Source organism: Pedococcus sp. P2_D7 (assembly GCF_056404295.1).
In genome coordinates this window covers 184521-199755 of sequence record NZ_JBFUEH010000003.1, presented here as the reverse complement: position 1 = coordinate 199755, position 15235 = coordinate 184521, and the positions used below count along the sequence as shown (strand labels likewise).

Here is a 15235-nt window from a genome sequence, read left to right as displayed (position 1 = left end):
CACTCACCTTGAGATCGGCAATGACGATGGATGCGCGCGTCAGCCTCCTCGGAGGCTTCTCGGTAGCAATCGGCGGCTCCGTGGTCACCGATCAGCAATGGAGCCGCCGCAATGCCAGCATGCTCGTCAAGGTGCTCGCCCTGGCCAAGGGACGGCGACTGCACCGCGAGCAGGTGATCGACCTCCTCTGGCCGGACCTGTCGCCCGAGACCGCCGCTCCCCGGCTCCACCAGGCCGCGCACTACGCGCGGCGGGCGCTGGCAGATGCTCCGGGCCACGGTGTCGTCCTGCGGCACGACTTCGCCGAGCTCCTGCCCGACTGTGACGTCATCGTCGACGCCGTCGAGTTCCGGGCGGCTGCCGAGACGGCGCTCGCGGGCTCGGACGGCGGAGCAGCAGCAGCCACGGCTGCCCTCGAGCTGTACGGCGGGGTCCTGCTTCCCGACGACCTCTACGAGCCGTGGGCCCAGGACGACCGTGAGTCGCTGGCCCTGCTCCACCGCGAGCTCCTGCGGGTCACCGGACGCTGGGAGGAGCTGGTGGCGGCGGACCCCGCCGACGAGCAGGCGCACCTCACGCTGGCGCGGGCCCATGCCGGCCGGGGTGACGTCAGGGCGGCCCTGCGTCAGCTCGAACGGCTCGAGCTGGTCCTGCGTCGCGAGCTCGGCACGGCGCCGGGTGTCGAGGCCGAGTCGCTGCGCGCCGAGCTGATGGCCCTGGGGACCGAGTCCGCCCCGACCGAGACCGCACCCACCGAACAGCGTCGACTGGTCGGCCGGCGAGCGGTGGGCGATGCCCTCCGCGAGCGGATCGCCGTGGCCCAGGGTGGGCGCGGCGGAGCCGTCCTCGTCACGGGCCCACCGGGCGTCGGCAAGTCCAGCGTGCTCGACCTGTCGGAGGTGCTGGCCACGAGGGCGGGCTGGCGCACCGGCCGTGGCACGGCCTCAGCGGTCGAAGGACCGTGGCCCTACGCCCCGGTGCTGGAGGCCCTGGGCGACCTGTGTCGCCGGCACCCGGCCCTGCTGGACGGGCTCGACGACCGCTACCGCGAGGAGCTGGACCGAGCCCTCTCGGAGCGTCAGATCAGCTGGTCGGGGGAGAGCGCCCACCAGCGGCTCTTCGTGGCGGCGGCGGAGCTCCTGCGACTGGGCGCGGCCGGCCGTGGCCTGCTGCTGGTTGTCGACGACCTCCACGAGGCCGACGAGGCGTCGCTGCGACTGCTGCACTACCTGGCGCGCTGCGCCGCGTCGGACCAGGTGCTGTTGGTGCTCGCGCACCGCACGACCCACAACGCGGCCCTGGCGGAGGTCCACACGAGCCTGGTCGCGCGGGGGATCGGGTCGCGCATCGACGTGGCCCCCCTCAGCGAGTCGGGCACCTTGCGGCTACTCGGGGAGCGCTTCCCCGGCCTCGACGAAGCCGCCCGACAACACATCTGGGCGGTCAGCGGTGGGTTGCCCTTCACGGCCCTCGAGCTCGGAGCGGCCACAGCGACCGGGCGCGAGCCGGCGACGCTCGCCAGCGTCCCGCCGGAGACCCTTCGTGCCCTCCAACGCGCCGCCCTGCTCGGGCTGTCCTTCACCACCGATGAGTTCCTCGCCGTGGCGGGCGTCAGCGAGGCCGAGGCCTACCAGCACCTCGAGACCGCCCAGGCCGGCTTGGTGGTGGAGTGGTCGGAGACCGGCTACCAGTTCCGGCACGCGTTGGTGCGTGAGGCCGTGCTGGACAGCATGCCACCTACCGCCCAGAGCGCCGCCCGGGTCGAGGTGGCGCGCGAGCTGGCCCGGCTCGGGGCGTCCCCGGCCCGGATCGCCCACCAGTACCTCGCCGCGGGACAGCCGCGGCAGGCGATCCCCTACGTCCTGCCGGCGGTCGAGACGGCCGGAGCCCTCGGTGCCTACCGTGATGCCCTCAACCTCGTCGACGCCGTGAGCTCCTTCGCGACCGACGAGGTGCTCGGCCACCTCTTGGCGCGTCGCGGTGACCTCCTCACGGCACTCGGCGACCCGGCCTCCATCGCGAGCTACCGCGCCGCGGTGCCCCTGACGAGCGGGGTGGAGCACCGGCTGGTGCGCGCCCGGCTGGCGCGCTCGGCCTGTTTCGCGAGCGACTTCGACACGGCGCGATCGGCCCTGGCCGGGCTGGAGCTCCTGGGCGACGACGCGGACGGACCGATCTTGCTGGCCCGCGGCAACCTCGCCTACTTCAGCGGCGACATCGACGGGGCGTGGGACCTGGCGGTGGGGGCGCGCCAGTCCCTCCTCACCCTCAAGGACCCGTGGCGCTACGTCGACCTGATCGCGCTGCAGGGGATGATCGCGCACCAGCGTGGGGAGTGGTTCGAGCGGTTCCGCATCGAGCTCCGGCGCTCACTCTCCGACACGGGCCTCACGACCGCGCTCTTCGACGCGCACCTCTGCGTGGCCGAGTACCTGCTCTACGGCGGTGTGCCCTATCCCGAGGTCATCGAGCTGGCCGGGGTGCTGCGCCGGCGCTCGCAGGCGTACGGGGCGCTGCGCGGGGTGGCCTTCTCCACCGCGCTGATCGGCGAGGCCGCCCTGCTCATGGGTGACCTCGACCTCGCCGAGCGCGAGCTGCAGGAGGCCGTCGACCTGCACCGCGACTCCGACGCCCCGGCCGGGGAGTCGCACGCGCTCCAGCGCCTCGCCGAGGTCCGTCTCGCCCGGGGCGACCGAGAGGGCGCCGCGCGGCTGCTCGAGCAGGCGTTGCCCCTGGCCCGGTGGTCCGTGATCGGCAGGCACCTCCTGCAGCGGATCCACGGGACGATGGTGGTCGCCGCTCCCGACCCCGTCGCGGCGCGGGTGGTGGTCGAGCGGGCCGAGGCCACCATGGGGGACACCGACTTCTGCCCGTTCTGCGCCGTGACCTTCGAGGTCCCGGCCGCCATCGCGTGCGCTGATGCGGACGACCTCGGCGCAGCCCGCCGCCACCTTGCTGCCGCCGAGCGCTCGGCAGCCAACTGGGAGGGCACGGCCTGGCCGGCCGCGGTGCTCGAGGCGAAGGCCCACCTCGCCGCTGCGCTCGACGACACTGACGGCGCCGCGGGCCTGTTCGCCGAGGCGGCGGACCTGTTCGCCCGTGCCGGTCAGGTGCTCGATGCCGCCCGGTGCGCCTCCCAGGCCTCGCAGCCAGTCCAGGCCCGACCGGCCAGCTCCGCGAAGGCGTGAGGAGAGCCCGATCCGCCCCGTTCACTAGGGACAGTGAACGAGGCACAACTGGAGGCAAACGGCCATCGCCCCACCTGGTCAGATGCGGATCACCCGAAGGGACGAGTCGCGCGCCAATCTGGGCACGAAAGGGGCCAGACGCGGCATACCCTCTGGTTTCAAGCCCCGGCCGCCCCCCGAGCCAGAGGAACCTGCATGCCCAAGCCACTCGCCGTCGTCGGCGCCACCCTGGTGCCACTCGCACTCGCGGTGACCTCGATGGCCACCACGCCGCTGGTCGCCGACGGCGCCGTCGCAACCTACAAGCTGACCTACGCCAGCCTCCCCAACGGGACCAAGCAGGTCGTGCGCTGGAACGGCTGCCAGACGGGCATCACCTACAAGGTGAACCTCGGCGCCGTGCCGAGTGCCCAGCGGGCGACGGTCCTGGCAGACACGCAGAAGGCGCTGGTCCAGGTGCAGAACAGCACCGGCTTCCGGTTCGTCTACAAGGGCAGCACCACCGAGGTCCCGCGGGTCGGGTCGATGGCCAAGCAGACCGCCGAGCTGGTCGTGGCGTTCACGTCGCCGACCAAGACCGACTACGCGCTCTCCGGATCCACCCTCGGGCAGGGCGGGCTCTACTACGGCTGGGTGGCGCGCACGGTCGGCGGCACGACCACCTACACCGTCGCCGCGCAGCGCGGGTTCGTCGTCATCGACACCCCGCAGATGCTCAGCCAGCTCAAGGGCGGCACGGGCACGGGGCTGCGTCGCCAGAACCTGCTCTCCCACGAGCTCGGCCACGCCGTGGGGCTGCAGCACGTGGACGACACCCACCAGCAGATGTACCCCAGCCTGCGCACCACCTCGCCGCAGTTCTTCTACACCGGCGACCGCACCGGCCTCACCAAGGTGGGCAAGTCGAGCGGCTGCATCAACACGGCCTACATGCCCCTGGCGGACCTGAACTAGTCCGCCCTCCGCCCCGAGAGGGGCCGCCCGAAGCCCGTTCGCCAGTCCGGCGAGCGGGCTTCGTCGTGCCCGGACCCTCGTGGCGGCCAGTGGCGGGTGGCCGACCACGCCCCGACCGCAAATGGTCGATTACTGGCCAAAACGGACAGAAGCCATACACCATGCCACGCAATGCCCGCAGGTTCTTGACCAAACCTAGAGCCAATCGGGGGGTTTCTTGCCCAACTAAAGACAGTCTTGCGTGACTTGACAGAGGATGTGGCGGTGCGGTGGCGACGGCAAGTATGCACAGAGCCACCACCGGGCGGCAGGCCGCCCACAGCAAGCCCACCAAGGCCCAGCCAGGCAGCAAGCCCAGGTACGACCGCATGACCGACCCGGGAGATGAACCCATGGCCACCACACCACGCCAGCGCCGCAACCTTGCGGTCGTGATCGGCGTCGTCGTGATCCTCGCCCTGATGGGCGGTTGTGGCGTCCGGATGACCCGTGACGAACCCGCTCCCCGGGACGGCGCGCTGAAGCTGGTGCTGGGTAACGGCAGCGCCGTCGCCGCTGACGCCCCCGGCCACGCACCGTTCGCTGCCGTCAGCGCCGTCAACGAGCTGCGTCCCGGTCAGATGAAGACCCTCTCGGTCACGGTGACGAACCCCGACCAGGTCGCCTACCGGATCCTCGAGCTCACCGCGACCCCGAAGGACGCGAACCCTTCGTGCGCCGGCTCGACGAACCTCGTCGTCAGCGGCTATGAGGCGACCAGGCCCGGCGCCGTCACCTACGTCGTGCCGCGCAACTCCTCGATCAGCATCCCGCTGACGGTCATGATGCTCAACACCGCCACGTCGCAAGATGGCTGCAAGAACGTCTCGTTCCCGCTCGCCTTCGGTGGTCTCGCCACCCAGGGCCAGGGCAACGGCAGCTCGTGACCGCTCGCCAGCGCTGGACGCGCCGAGTCGTCACCGCGGGCACCGGCACCGTCGCCCTCCTCATGCCCAGTGGCACCGCGTATGCCGCGTGGTCCCAGACCGGGGCCGGCTGAGCCACCCGCCGGCGGGCTGGCAGGTCCCAGCCGGCGGGTCCCCCGGCCCGGTCCGCATCCCGCGGGCCGGGCCGGTTCCCGTGTCTGGGCCGCGCGGCATACTGGCCGGATGCCTGCCGACCACGCGCCCCACTACTTCCGAACGGTCCAGCGGCAGACGGTGTCGACCCTGATCGTCACCCAGGTGCTCGTCGGCGTGGGGGTCTCCGCCGGCGCCGGCGTGGGGGCGCTGCTCGCCGAGGACGTCGGCGGGTCAGCCGACCTCGCCGGGCTCGGCGGCACCTTCCAGGTGCTGGGGGGCGCGCTCATCGCGATCCCGATGGCCCACGTGATGGCCGCGCGTGGCCGCCGCTGGGGGCTGCTCCTGGGCTACGCCCTCGGCATCACCGGAGCGCTGACGATGATCATCGCGGGCGCGATCCGCAACTTCCCGCTGCTCCTCGCCGGGGCAGCGCTCTTCGGCGGCTCCAACGCCGCCAACAGCCAAGCCCGGTATGCCGCGGCCGACCTCGCCGACGAGTCCCACCGCGGACGGGACCTCTCGACGGTGGTGTGGGCGACCACGATCGGCGCGGTCTTCGGGCCCAACCTCGCGGGTCCGGGGGAGCCGATCGCCGAGTGGCTGGGCATCCCGCCGCTGACCGGCCCCTACGTGTTCTCGCTGCTCGGGCTCATCCTCGGGGCGGCCGTGCTCTTCCTGATGCTGCGGCCGGACCCCCTCCTGCTCGCGCGGGAGCGCGCCGCCGCCGCCGCGACCGAGCCGCTGGAGCGCCAGCACGGTTCGATCGTCCGCGGGTGGCGCACGCTGCTGGCCCATCCCGGTGCGCTGCTCGGCCTCGTGACGATGGCGCTGGGCCACACCGTCATGGTCAGCGTGATGGTGATGACCCCGCTGCACATGCACCACGGTGGGGCGAGCCTGCGGGTCATCGGCCTGGTCATCAGCATCCACGTGCTGGGGATGTTCGCGTTCTCGCCCCTCACCGGTCTGGCGGTCGACCGTTGGGGCGGACGGTCGTGCGGACTGGCCGGCGCGATGATCCTCGTGGTCGCGGGCGTGCTCGCCGCCCAGGCGCCGATCGGGTGGTCGGCGGGGCTCGCGATCGGGCTCTTCCTGCTGGGTCTCGGCTGGTCGTTCACGCTGGTCAGCGGCTCGACCCTGGTCGTGAAGTCGGTGCCGCTGGCCGAGCGGGCCGGTGCGCAGGGCGCCGCCGACCTGGTCATGGGTCTTGCAGCGGGTGGCGGAGGAGCGCTCGCGGGCGTGGTCGTCGGCCAGCTCGGCTACTCGGTGCTCGGGGCCTGCTCGGCCGTCCTCGCCGCGATCGTCGCCCTCGCGTCGCTGCTGATCCGCGTCGACACCACCACCCCGACCGACGGTGTCGCGGGCCACACCTCGGTCACTCCCGACCCCGTGCTGCCCGACACCGTGTTGCCTGACCGCGAGGGCGACCAGGTTGGTTAGCCTGCTTGGGTGACCCCGCCGACCGACGAGACCCCACCCGTGCCGACGGCGACCCCTGACGCGAGCACCCCCGACCCGACGTCGCGTGCCGTCCCGAGCGCGGATGCTCCCGCCCCGAACGGGCCCGACGCCGACCCGCGCGGTGCGCGGGTCGCCGAGGCGGTCAAGGCCTGGCAGCGGCACCTCGTCGACCTCGGTGGCCGCAACACCCTGCTCTGGTACCGCGACCTGCCGAGCGGCACCCTCGACCTCACCACCGCGCACCCCGGTGGCCTGGCCATGCTGCTGGCCGGCCGACCGACCCGCCTGTCCGACCTGGTCCGCGAGCCGGCGGCCCTCGACGAGGCCCGCCGCCGGGCCCGGGTGATCCGCGCCAAGACCCTCGAGCTCTCCGAGGAGCGCGGCATCGCCGCCGGGTTCATCGCGATCGGCATGGCGAGCTGGACCGTCCGCGGCGCGTCGCGAGCCCCCGCCGCGCCCGTGCTGCTGCGGTCCTGCGTCCTCAAGCCCACCGGCGCAGCCCGTGAGGACTTCGACCTCGACCTCGGCAACGACGTGGAGTTCAACCCCGTCCTCGAGCACTACCTGCGCTCCGAGCAGGGTCTCGACCTCGACACCGCCGCCCTCGAGGAGCTGGCCAACGCCAGCGGCGCCTTCGACCCGCACCCCGTCTACCTCGAGCTGGCCCGCCTGTGCGAGTCGGTCCCCGACTTCAGTGTCATGCCGCGGCTCGTCGTCGGCACTTTCTCCTACGCCAAGCTCCCGATGGTGGCCGACCTTGCGGCACAAGGGGATTCGCTCGCCGACCACGACGTCATCGCGGCCCTGGCCGGCGATCCCGGGGCGCTGCGAGCGGTGCGCACCTCCGTGCCCGAGTCGCCCGCCGACTCCGACCCGGCCCACGAGCTGCTCATCCTCGACGCCGACTCGACCCAGCAGGCCGCGATCGATGCGGTCCGTTCCGGCGCCCACCTCGTCATCAAGGGCCCTCCCGGCACCGGCAAGTCCCAGACCATCGCCAACCTCATCGCGAGCCTCGCGGGCGAGGGCAAGCGGGTGCTCTTCGTCGCCGAGAAGCGCGCCGCCATCGACGCGGTGCTGTCGCGGCTCGACGGCGTGGGGCTCGGCGACCTCGTGCTCGACGCCTACGACGGCGCGAGCAACCGGCGCCGGCTGGCCCAGCAGTTCGGCGCTGCCCTCGAGCGCGGCAGCCAGGTGCAGGACCCCGACACCACCGAGATCGAGCAGGCCCTCGTCGACCGGCGAGCCACCCTGGTGCAGCACGCCGCCGCCCTCCACGAGGTGCGCCAGCCCTGGGGTGTCTCCGCGCACCAGGCGCAGGAGGCGATCGCCACCCTCGGCAGCCGCGCCCACCCGCCGACCTCGCGGGTCCGGGTGCGGGGCGAGCAGCTCGCCGGCCTCGACCGGCAGCGCGTCCAGGAGCTGGGGCGACAGCTGACCGAGGCCGCCAGCCTGGGCGCCTGGTCGACACAGGAGGGGACCGACCCGTGGTTCGGCGCCCGCATCGCCACGTCCGAGGAGGCCGTGCGGGCCCGCGACATCACCAGCCGCCTCAGTCAGGGCGGGCTCCAGGACGTCGAGCAGACCATGCACGACGTCTTCTCCGACGTGAGCCTGCCGCAGGCCGAGCGCACCGGTGACTGGGGCAACGTCCTCGACTCGGTCGGCCGGGTGCGCGACACCCTCGAGGTGTTCCGCCCGGAGATCTTCGACATCCCGCTGGGCGAGCTCGTCGCGGCGACCGGCAGCAAGGCCGAGCGTGAGGCGAACGGCGTTGCGCTCGGCTGGTACTCGCGCTGGCGGCTGCGCCGACAGGCCCGCTCGCTGCTGCGGCCCGGACCGCCGCCGGCCGACCTGCACGCGGCCCTGCTCGATGCCCAGACCCAGCGCCTCGCCTGGCAGCAGATGGCCGGCGCGGGCGGGCGCCCCGAGATCCCGGTCGACCTCGACCGGGCGCGCACGGCATACGAAGCGCTCTCGGCCGACCTCACCTGGCTGGGCGAGCGACTCGCCGGCACGCCCGGTGGTGGCGACCTGTTCGGGGCCACGCTCGGGCAGCTGCGCGAGCGGATGGCCGAGCTCGACGCCCGACCCGACCGCCTCACGGTGGTGCCGCAGGTGCTCGGCACCCTCGACGCCCTGCGCGAGTCCGGCATGGGAGCGCTGCTCGACGACCTCGCCCGTCGTGGCGTCGAGCCGGACGACGTCGCGGCCGAGCTCGACTTCGTCTGGTGGACCTCGCTGTCCGAGGACCTCATCGTGCGCGACCCGCGCTACGGCGCGCACGACGGCGCCCAGCTGCAACGCGTCGCCCGCGAGTACGTCGCCGCCGACCACGCCCACCTGCGCGTCAGCGCCGACCGGGTGCGGGCCGGGGCCGGGCGTCGGCTGCGCGAGGTGCTGGCCGACCACCCCGACCAGGAGGCGCTGGTGCGCGCGGAGGCCGGCAAGGCCCGCCGCCACCGCCCCTTGCGCGACCTGCTGCCCAAGGCCGCCGAGACCCTCACCGCTGCCAAGCCCGCCTGGGCGATGTCGCCCCTGGTGGTCGCCTCGGTGCTGCCGCCCGGGCGCTGGTTCGACGTGGTGATCTTCGACGAGGCCTCGCAGATCCCGCCGGCCCAGGCTGTTTCGGCCATCTCGCGCGCCCACCAGGTCGTCGTGGCCGGTGACGAACGCCAGCTGCCACCGACCAGCTTCTTCACCGCGGCGATCGACGAGGACGCCGCGCCCGAGTCCGAGGCGCTCACCGAGGGGTTCGAGTCGGTGCTCGACGTGCTGACCGCCGCGCTGCCGACCCGCCGCCTGTCGTGGCACTACCGCTCGCTCGACGAGCGCCTCGTCGCCTTCGCCAACCAGGAGATGTACGACGGCTCGCTCGTCACCTTCCCCGGCACCGGCACCGACGCGGTCGTGCGCCTCGAGTCGGTCGAGGGCTCCGGCGTGGTCACGCCCGGCGAGGAGGCCATCGAGTCGACCGAGGCCGAGGTCGCACGGGTGGTCGAGCTCGTCCTCGACCACGCCCGCAGCCGGCCCCACGAGTCGCTCGGCGTCATCGCGCTCGGCATCAAGCACGCGACCCGGCTCGACGACGCCTTGCGGCGCGCCCTCGCCACCGACGCCGCGGCCGGGGTGGGCGACTTCTTCGACGAGGACCGGCCCGAGCGCTTCTTCGTCAAGAACCTCGAACGCGTCCAGGGCGACGAACGCGACGCGATCATCCTGTCGGTCGGCTACGGCAAGACCCCGCACGGCCGGGTGCTGCACCGGTTCGGTCCGCTCAACCTCGAGGGCGGCGAACGTCGCCTCAACGTCGCCATCACCCGCGCGCGCCGGCGCATGACCGTCGTCTCGTCGCTGCTCGCCGGTGACCTCGACCCCGCTCGCCTCAAGGCGCGCGGCGCGGTCATGCTCCGAGACTTCCTGGCGTATGCCGCGGACGGCACCTTCCCGGCTGCGCCCACCGCCGAGGCGCCCAGCCCCAGCCGGGAGCCGCGCGCAGCGGACCCGCTGCGCGCGGAGTTCGCCCGCCGGCTGCGCGACACCGGACTCGTCGTGCACGAGGCCTACGGGTCGGCCGGCCAGCCGATCGACCTCGCCGTCGAGGACCCCGACCACCACGGCACCGTCCTCGTCGCCGTGGAGACCGACGGCGCGTCTTATGCCGCGATGCGCAGCAGCCGCGATCGCGACCGGCTGCGGGGCGAACAGCTCGGCCGGCTCGGCTGGATGCACGTCCGCGTCTGGTCCACCGACCTCTTCCGCGACCCGGCCCGCGACGTCGCCCGTGTGCACGCCGCCGTGCAGCAGGCCGTGGCCAGCCGCGCCGCCGCCGTGCCCGTCGCCGAAGAGCCCACCACTCCGGACGCGACTGCTCCGGAAGCGACCGCGTCAGAGGCGCATGCTCCCGAGGCGAAGCGTGGCGCGTCCTCGCCCTCGCTGTTCGACGACGTCCACCCTGACCAAGCGGATGTGTCGGCCGAGCCGATCGTCGATGAGTTCATGCCCGCGTCCGACGAGGGAGCCCGCGCGCGTCGGGTGCGGGGGCGCAAGGCCAAGCGGGTCATCGCCCCGGCAACCTCCGACCAGCCCGACGCCCCGACGCTGGACCTGCCGACCCAGCAGACCACGGACGACACCGACGCAGGGTGGGGCGAGAGCCACGACGAGTCGGCGCACGACCGGTGGCTGCGCGAGCAGCGTCCACCGCACTGGGGCTCCGACTGACCGCCGAGCTCTCTTCCCGTTCGAGGTGAACGCGCCGGTGATCACCGGCGCGTTCACCTCGAACCGGGAGCTCGGTCAGGCGCGGCCGCGGAGCGAGTCGCGGATCTCCCGCAGCAGGACGATGTTCTCGTCCGGGGCAGCGTCCTCCTCGACCTTCGCGTAGCGAGCCTTGGCCACCTCGTACGGCTTCACCACGAAGAAGTAGACGACGAAGGCCAGGATGAGGAACGCCACCAGTGCCGTCAGGAAGATGCCGACGGGCAGGCCTGCGGGCTTGTAGGTGCTGAAGTCGGGCTTCCCGCCGGCCTTGCCGATGATCCCCATCAGGAGGTCGGTGAAGGTCTTGACCACCGTGCCGAATGCACCGGCGATGATGAAGGCGACGGCAAGCTCCACGAGGTTGCCCCGCATGACGAAGTCCTTGAAACCCTTCATGGGTGTCGCGACCTTTCCCTAGTTGTCTGTCTGACGCGCTCCACGCTAGCGACTCTGGGGCTGGCGGCACGGGTGTGACGCGAGGGTTTCAGCCCACCCGCGGTCGGTCGCGGGTGAGCACCACGGCGAGCTGGGTGCGGCCGAGGGCGTCGTCAGGGACCGAGAGGATGCGGCCCACGACGTCGTGACCTGCTGAGACGACCATCCCGCCGCCGTCGACGTCGTAGCCGCTCGACGACCCCTGGCCCTGGATGACCGCGCCGAAGTCGGTGGTCCAAGAATTGTCCACGCTCAACACGAGCACCGAGCGCGCCACGAGGCCGTCGGGCCCCCACAGGTCGACCCGGTCGCCGGCCGACACCATCGCCATCGCGCCCGGATCGGGCACTGACACGTGCACCGCCACCATGTCGACCGGCTGGCCGAGCAGCAGGCCGCCGCGGGTGACGCGCGTGCGGGTGAGGGGTTCGCCACGACCGAGCGGCACCGAGAGGGGACGACCCAGCACCGCGCCGAGGTCGTGGACGCTGGCCTCCGGCACGAGGTCGGCCGGCCACCAGACCTCACGCAGGGCTGCCGGGGTCGCGATCTCCCCGACGGCCAGCGGGCGCACCGCGACGACGACCCGCTCCATCGGTCGCGGGTCTGCCGAACGCGCGATCCCGACCAGCGCGGCGGCCGCGGCCACCGCGCACACCACGGCCAGGCCACGTCGGACCACCCGCCGACGCCACTGCCGGCGCCGACCCGGGCCGCGCAGCCAGCCGACCGCCCCGCGCAGACCGCCCGCAGGGCGCGCCCCTGCAGGCGCACTCCGGTCGAGGGTCACGGGCATGAGAGCTCGCCTAGCCCGGGAGCTCGAACGGCAGGGTGATCCCGTCGAGCGCGCGACGACACTCACAGACGGCGGTGTCGTCCGGCTCCTCGGCCGGCATCGCCCCTAGCGCGGACCGCAGCACCTGCTTGAGCCCGTCGACGTTCTTCGCGAAGACGGCGAGCACCTCCTCGTGCGTGACCGCCGCGCCGCCGTCAACGCCGGCGTCGTGGTCGGTCACGAGGGCGACGGTCGTGAAGCACATCGCCAGCTCGCGGGCGATGGACGCCTCGGGCATGCCGGTCATGCCGACGATCGTCCAGCCCGCCTGTTGGTGCCAGGCGGACTCGGCCTTGGAGGAGAACCGGGGGCCGTTGACCACGACGAGCGTCCCTCCGTCGGTGACCGGCTTGCCTGCGGCTTCGGCGGACCCGAGGGCCACGGCGCGCCCGCGCGGACAGTAAGGGTCGGCGAACCCGACGTGCACGACTGGTCCCTCCGCGGCATACACGGTGTGCTCGCGACCCCAGGTGCGGTCGACCACCTGGTCGGGCACCACGATCGTGCCCGGCCCGAGCTCGGGCTTGAGCGAGCCGACGGCGCACGGCGCGAGGACCTGGCGGACCCCGGCCGAGCGCAGCGCCCAGAGGTTCGCGCGGTAGTTGACCCGGTGCGGCGGGAACCGGTGGCCCTGGCCGTGGCGGGCGATGAACGCCACCCGCCGACCGTCGACCTCACCGATGACGAGGTCGTCGCTCGGGTCGCCGAACGGCGTGGTCACGCTCACCCGCTCGGCCGCCTCGAAGAACTCGTAGAAGCCGGAACCGCCGATGAGGCCGAGGTCGGCGCGAGGGGTCGAGGTCATGCCAGCAGCCTACGCAGCGGGCTGGCGGCCGCACCTCCCGCGCGGGGGCCTGTGGACGCACCGACGACGACGCCCGCCCTGTGGACGGCGCGGGCGGTGCAGGTATGCCGCGTGGCGCGTCAGGCGGCCGAGCCGTCAGCCTTGGACGGGGTCGACTTCGCCGAGGAGGACGAGCCGGAGCCCGAGGACGAGCTGGACGAGCTGGACGACGACGAGGAGTCGCTCGAGCTGGCGGCCGGCACCGAGGAGGACGAGCCGCTGCGGGAGTCGGTGCGGTAGAAGCCGCCACCCTTGAACACGACGCCCACGGCGTTGAAGACCTTGCGCAGCCGGCCCTGGCACTCGGGGCAGACCGTCAGGGAGTCGTCGCTGAACGACTGCACCGCGTCGAAGCGGTGGTCGCACTCGGTGCAGGCGTAGGAGTACGTCGGCACTGTTCCTCCAAGGGGCGTCCTGGCCGGCTCGCACACGAGTCGCGGCAGGCACTGTGTGGGCTGGCACTGTGATGGTTCGACTGCCAACTATAAGGCCGCGCGAGGGCTACTTCTTCCCGCTGCCGCCGTCGCGGCGGCTGCCACCGGCCGCACGCAGCCGGGCGCCGGCGTCGCGCAGGCGTCCGCCGCGACCCCGGACCCGAGGGGCCGGATCGCGCCAGCCGGCCAGTCGGCCGTGCTGGCTCACTGACCTGACCCGCTTCTCAGCCAGGGTCTTCACCTCGGCGGTGGAGACGACGAGCAGCTGGTCGCCGCGCCGGAGCACCGTGTTGTTGCCGGGCACGAACCCCTTGCCACCCCGCACGACCAGGGTGACGTTCGCCCCCTCGGGGAGCCGCAGCTCGAACACCTCGACCCCGTGCAGCTTCGATGCCGGACCCACCGTGACCTGCATGAGCTCGGCCTGCAGCTCCTCCAGGGGGGTGGCCTCCACCGCGAGGTCGAGGCTGCGGTAGTCCTCGACGATGCCGAGGCGGCCCGCGACCCAGGGCAGCGTCGGCGCCTGCACGAGCGTGAAGATCACGACGAGGACGAAGACCAGCTCGAAGATCCAGCTGACGTTGCGGGCGCCCACCGTGAGCGGGACGGTGGCGAGCACGACGGGCACGGCCCCCCGCAGCCCGGCCCACGACAGGAAGGCCTGGTCGCGCCAGCCGAGCCGAAACGGCGAGACCGACACCAGCACCGACAGGGGCCGCGCAAAGAGCAGCAGCACCAACCCGATCACGATGGCAGGGACGATCTGGCTGCCCATCTTGCTCGGCGAGGCCAGCAGCCCGAGCAGCACGAACAACCCGATCTGGGCCAGCCAGCCGAGCGCGGTGGACAGGCCGAGCACGGCGGGCCCGTGCGGCAGCTTGAGGTTCCCCAGCACCAGGGCCGCCAGGTAGCACGCAATGAAGCCGCTGGCGTGCACGCTGGCCGCCGCGGCATACGCGAGGACGGTGAGGGCCACCACCCCGATGCTGAACAGGCCCGACGCACCCGAGGCGGACCGGCGCATGAACTGGCCGCCCGCCCAGCCCACGGCGAGGCCGATGGCGGCACCGGCGCCGAGCTCGGCGACCGCCTTGAGCGCCAGGGTGAACCAGCCCTCGGCGTCGGCCGGGTTGGCCGACCGCGCGGCGAGGGCGGTCACGAGGATGACCACGGGGGCGTCGTTGAAGCCGGACTCGGCCTCGAGCATGCCGGTGATCCGTCGGGGCAGCGGCACCCGGCGCAGCACCGAGAACACGGCGGCGGCATCGGTCGACGAGAGGATCGCGCCGACGAGCAGGGCGGTGTTCCAGTCGAGGTGCAGGACGAACCGGGCGGCCAGCGCGACCACGGCCACCGACACGATGACCCCGACGGTCGACAGGACGGCGGCCGGCCCGACCGAGCGGCGGATGCCGTCCCACCGCGTGCTGAGACCGCCCTCGCTGAGGATGAGGATGAGCGCGGCGTAGCCGAGCACCTGGGTCAGCTCGTTGGAGTCGAACCGGATCTGGAGGAACGGTCCGGCCTCGCCGATGGCCAGGCCGATGCCGAGGTAGATCAGCAGGGAGGGGAGCCCGGACTTCAGCGACAGGCGCACTGCGGCCACCGAGACCAGCAGCACCAGCGAGCCGATCAGCAGCGCCGGCGTGAGGTCGTGGAGGGTGAACGCGTCGGACGACCCGGCCCACGGAAGCGTGCTCGGAATCACCCCCGAAAGCACCTCGGGAGCCACACCCGGGAGGATCGCAGCGCGCACGGCC

General features: G+C 72.9%; 10 protein-coding genes. 5 read left to right on the top strand and 5 right to left on the bottom strand.

Translation table 11 applies throughout. The features are described 5' to 3' along the window. The first annotated feature begins 20 nt into the window (after window positions 1-20). The 5 genes from AC1DWJ_RS08010 to AC1DWJ_RS07990 all read left to right on the top strand — a co-directional run bounded on the left by AC1DWJ_RS08010 (window position 21) and on the right by AC1DWJ_RS07990 (window position 10888). Entirely contained in the window at window positions 21-3188 is a 3168-nt protein-coding gene (locus tag AC1DWJ_RS08010) for an ATP-binding protein (RefSeq protein WP_477620475.1), read from the top strand. 195 nt (window positions 3189-3383) lie between these two features. Further along, entirely contained in the window at window positions 3384-4142 is a 759-nt protein-coding gene (locus AC1DWJ_RS08005) for a matrixin family metalloprotease (RefSeq protein ID WP_457254633.1), read from the top strand. 392 nt (window positions 4143-4534) lie between these two features. Further along, window positions 4535-5068, top strand: coding sequence for a hypothetical protein (locus AC1DWJ_RS08000; protein ID WP_477620474.1), 534 nt, complete (start codon window positions 4535-4537; stop codon window positions 5066-5068). 222 nt (window positions 5069-5290) lie between these two features. Beyond that, window positions 5291-6643: an MFS transporter gene (locus AC1DWJ_RS07995; RefSeq protein WP_457254631.1), complete on the top strand. Its 1353-nt coding sequence runs from the start codon at window positions 5291-5293 to the stop codon at window positions 6641-6643. A gap of 9 nt (window positions 6644-6652) precedes the next feature. Next, the gene (locus AC1DWJ_RS07990; protein WP_477620473.1) at window positions 6653-10888 is read left to right on the top strand and encodes an AAA domain-containing protein; all 4236 of its coding nucleotides are present in this window, start codon (window positions 6653-6655) and stop codon (window positions 10886-10888) included. A gap of 75 nt (window positions 10889-10963) precedes the next feature. Here the strand turns inward: AC1DWJ_RS07990 and mscL are convergent, their stop codons facing one another. From mscL to AC1DWJ_RS07965, 5 genes are all read right to left on the bottom strand, one after another. Beyond that, complete coding sequence (gene mscL, locus AC1DWJ_RS07985; protein ID WP_457254628.1) at window positions 10964-11323, bottom strand: large conductance mechanosensitive channel protein MscL; 360 nt, start codon at window positions 11321-11323, stop codon at window positions 10964-10966. An 88-nt stretch (window positions 11324-11411) separates the two neighbouring features. Then, window positions 11412-12158, bottom strand: coding sequence for an SAF domain-containing protein (locus tag AC1DWJ_RS07980; RefSeq protein ID WP_477620472.1), 747 nt, complete (start codon window positions 12156-12158; stop codon window positions 11412-11414). Between the two features lie 10 nt (window positions 12159-12168). Continuing rightward, the gene (locus tag AC1DWJ_RS07975; protein WP_477620471.1) at window positions 12169-13002 is read right to left on the bottom strand and encodes an S-methyl-5'-thioadenosine phosphorylase; all 834 of its coding nucleotides are present in this window, start codon (window positions 13000-13002) and stop codon (window positions 12169-12171) included. Window positions 13003-13121: 119 nt separating this feature from the next. Then, window positions 13122-13436, bottom strand: coding sequence for an FmdB family zinc ribbon protein (locus AC1DWJ_RS07970; RefSeq protein ID WP_477620470.1), 315 nt, complete (start codon window positions 13434-13436; stop codon window positions 13122-13124). Window positions 13437-13542: 106 nt separating this feature from the next. Further along, window positions 13543-15231: a potassium/proton antiporter gene (locus AC1DWJ_RS07965; RefSeq protein ID WP_477620469.1), complete on the bottom strand. Its 1689-nt coding sequence runs from the start codon at window positions 15229-15231 to the stop codon at window positions 13543-13545. Window positions 15232-15235: the final 4 nt, after the last annotated feature.

Coding starts and splice junctions, on each gene's coding strand:
- AC1DWJ_RS08010 (WP_477620475.1), top strand. CDS start 21: ATGACGATGGATGCGCGCGTCAGCCTCCTCGGAGGCTTCTCGGTAGCA.
- AC1DWJ_RS08005 (WP_457254633.1), top strand. CDS start 3,384: ATGCCCAAGCCACTCGCCGTCGTCGGCGCCACCCTGGTGCCACTCGCA.
- AC1DWJ_RS08000 (WP_477620474.1), top strand. CDS start 4,535: ATGGCCACCACACCACGCCAGCGCCGCAACCTTGCGGTCGTGATCGGC.
- AC1DWJ_RS07995 (WP_457254631.1), top strand. CDS start 5,291: ATGCCTGCCGACCACGCGCCCCACTACTTCCGAACGGTCCAGCGGCAG.
- mscL (WP_457254628.1), bottom strand. CDS start 11,323: ATGAAGGGTTTCAAGGACTTCGTCATGCGGGGCAACCTCGTGGAGCTT.
- AC1DWJ_RS07980 (WP_477620472.1), bottom strand. CDS start 12,158: ATGCCCGTGACCCTCGACCGGAGTGCGCCTGCAGGGGCGCGCCCTGCG.
- AC1DWJ_RS07975 (WP_477620471.1), bottom strand. CDS start 13,002: ATGACCTCGACCCCTCGCGCCGACCTCGGCCTCATCGGCGGTTCCGGC.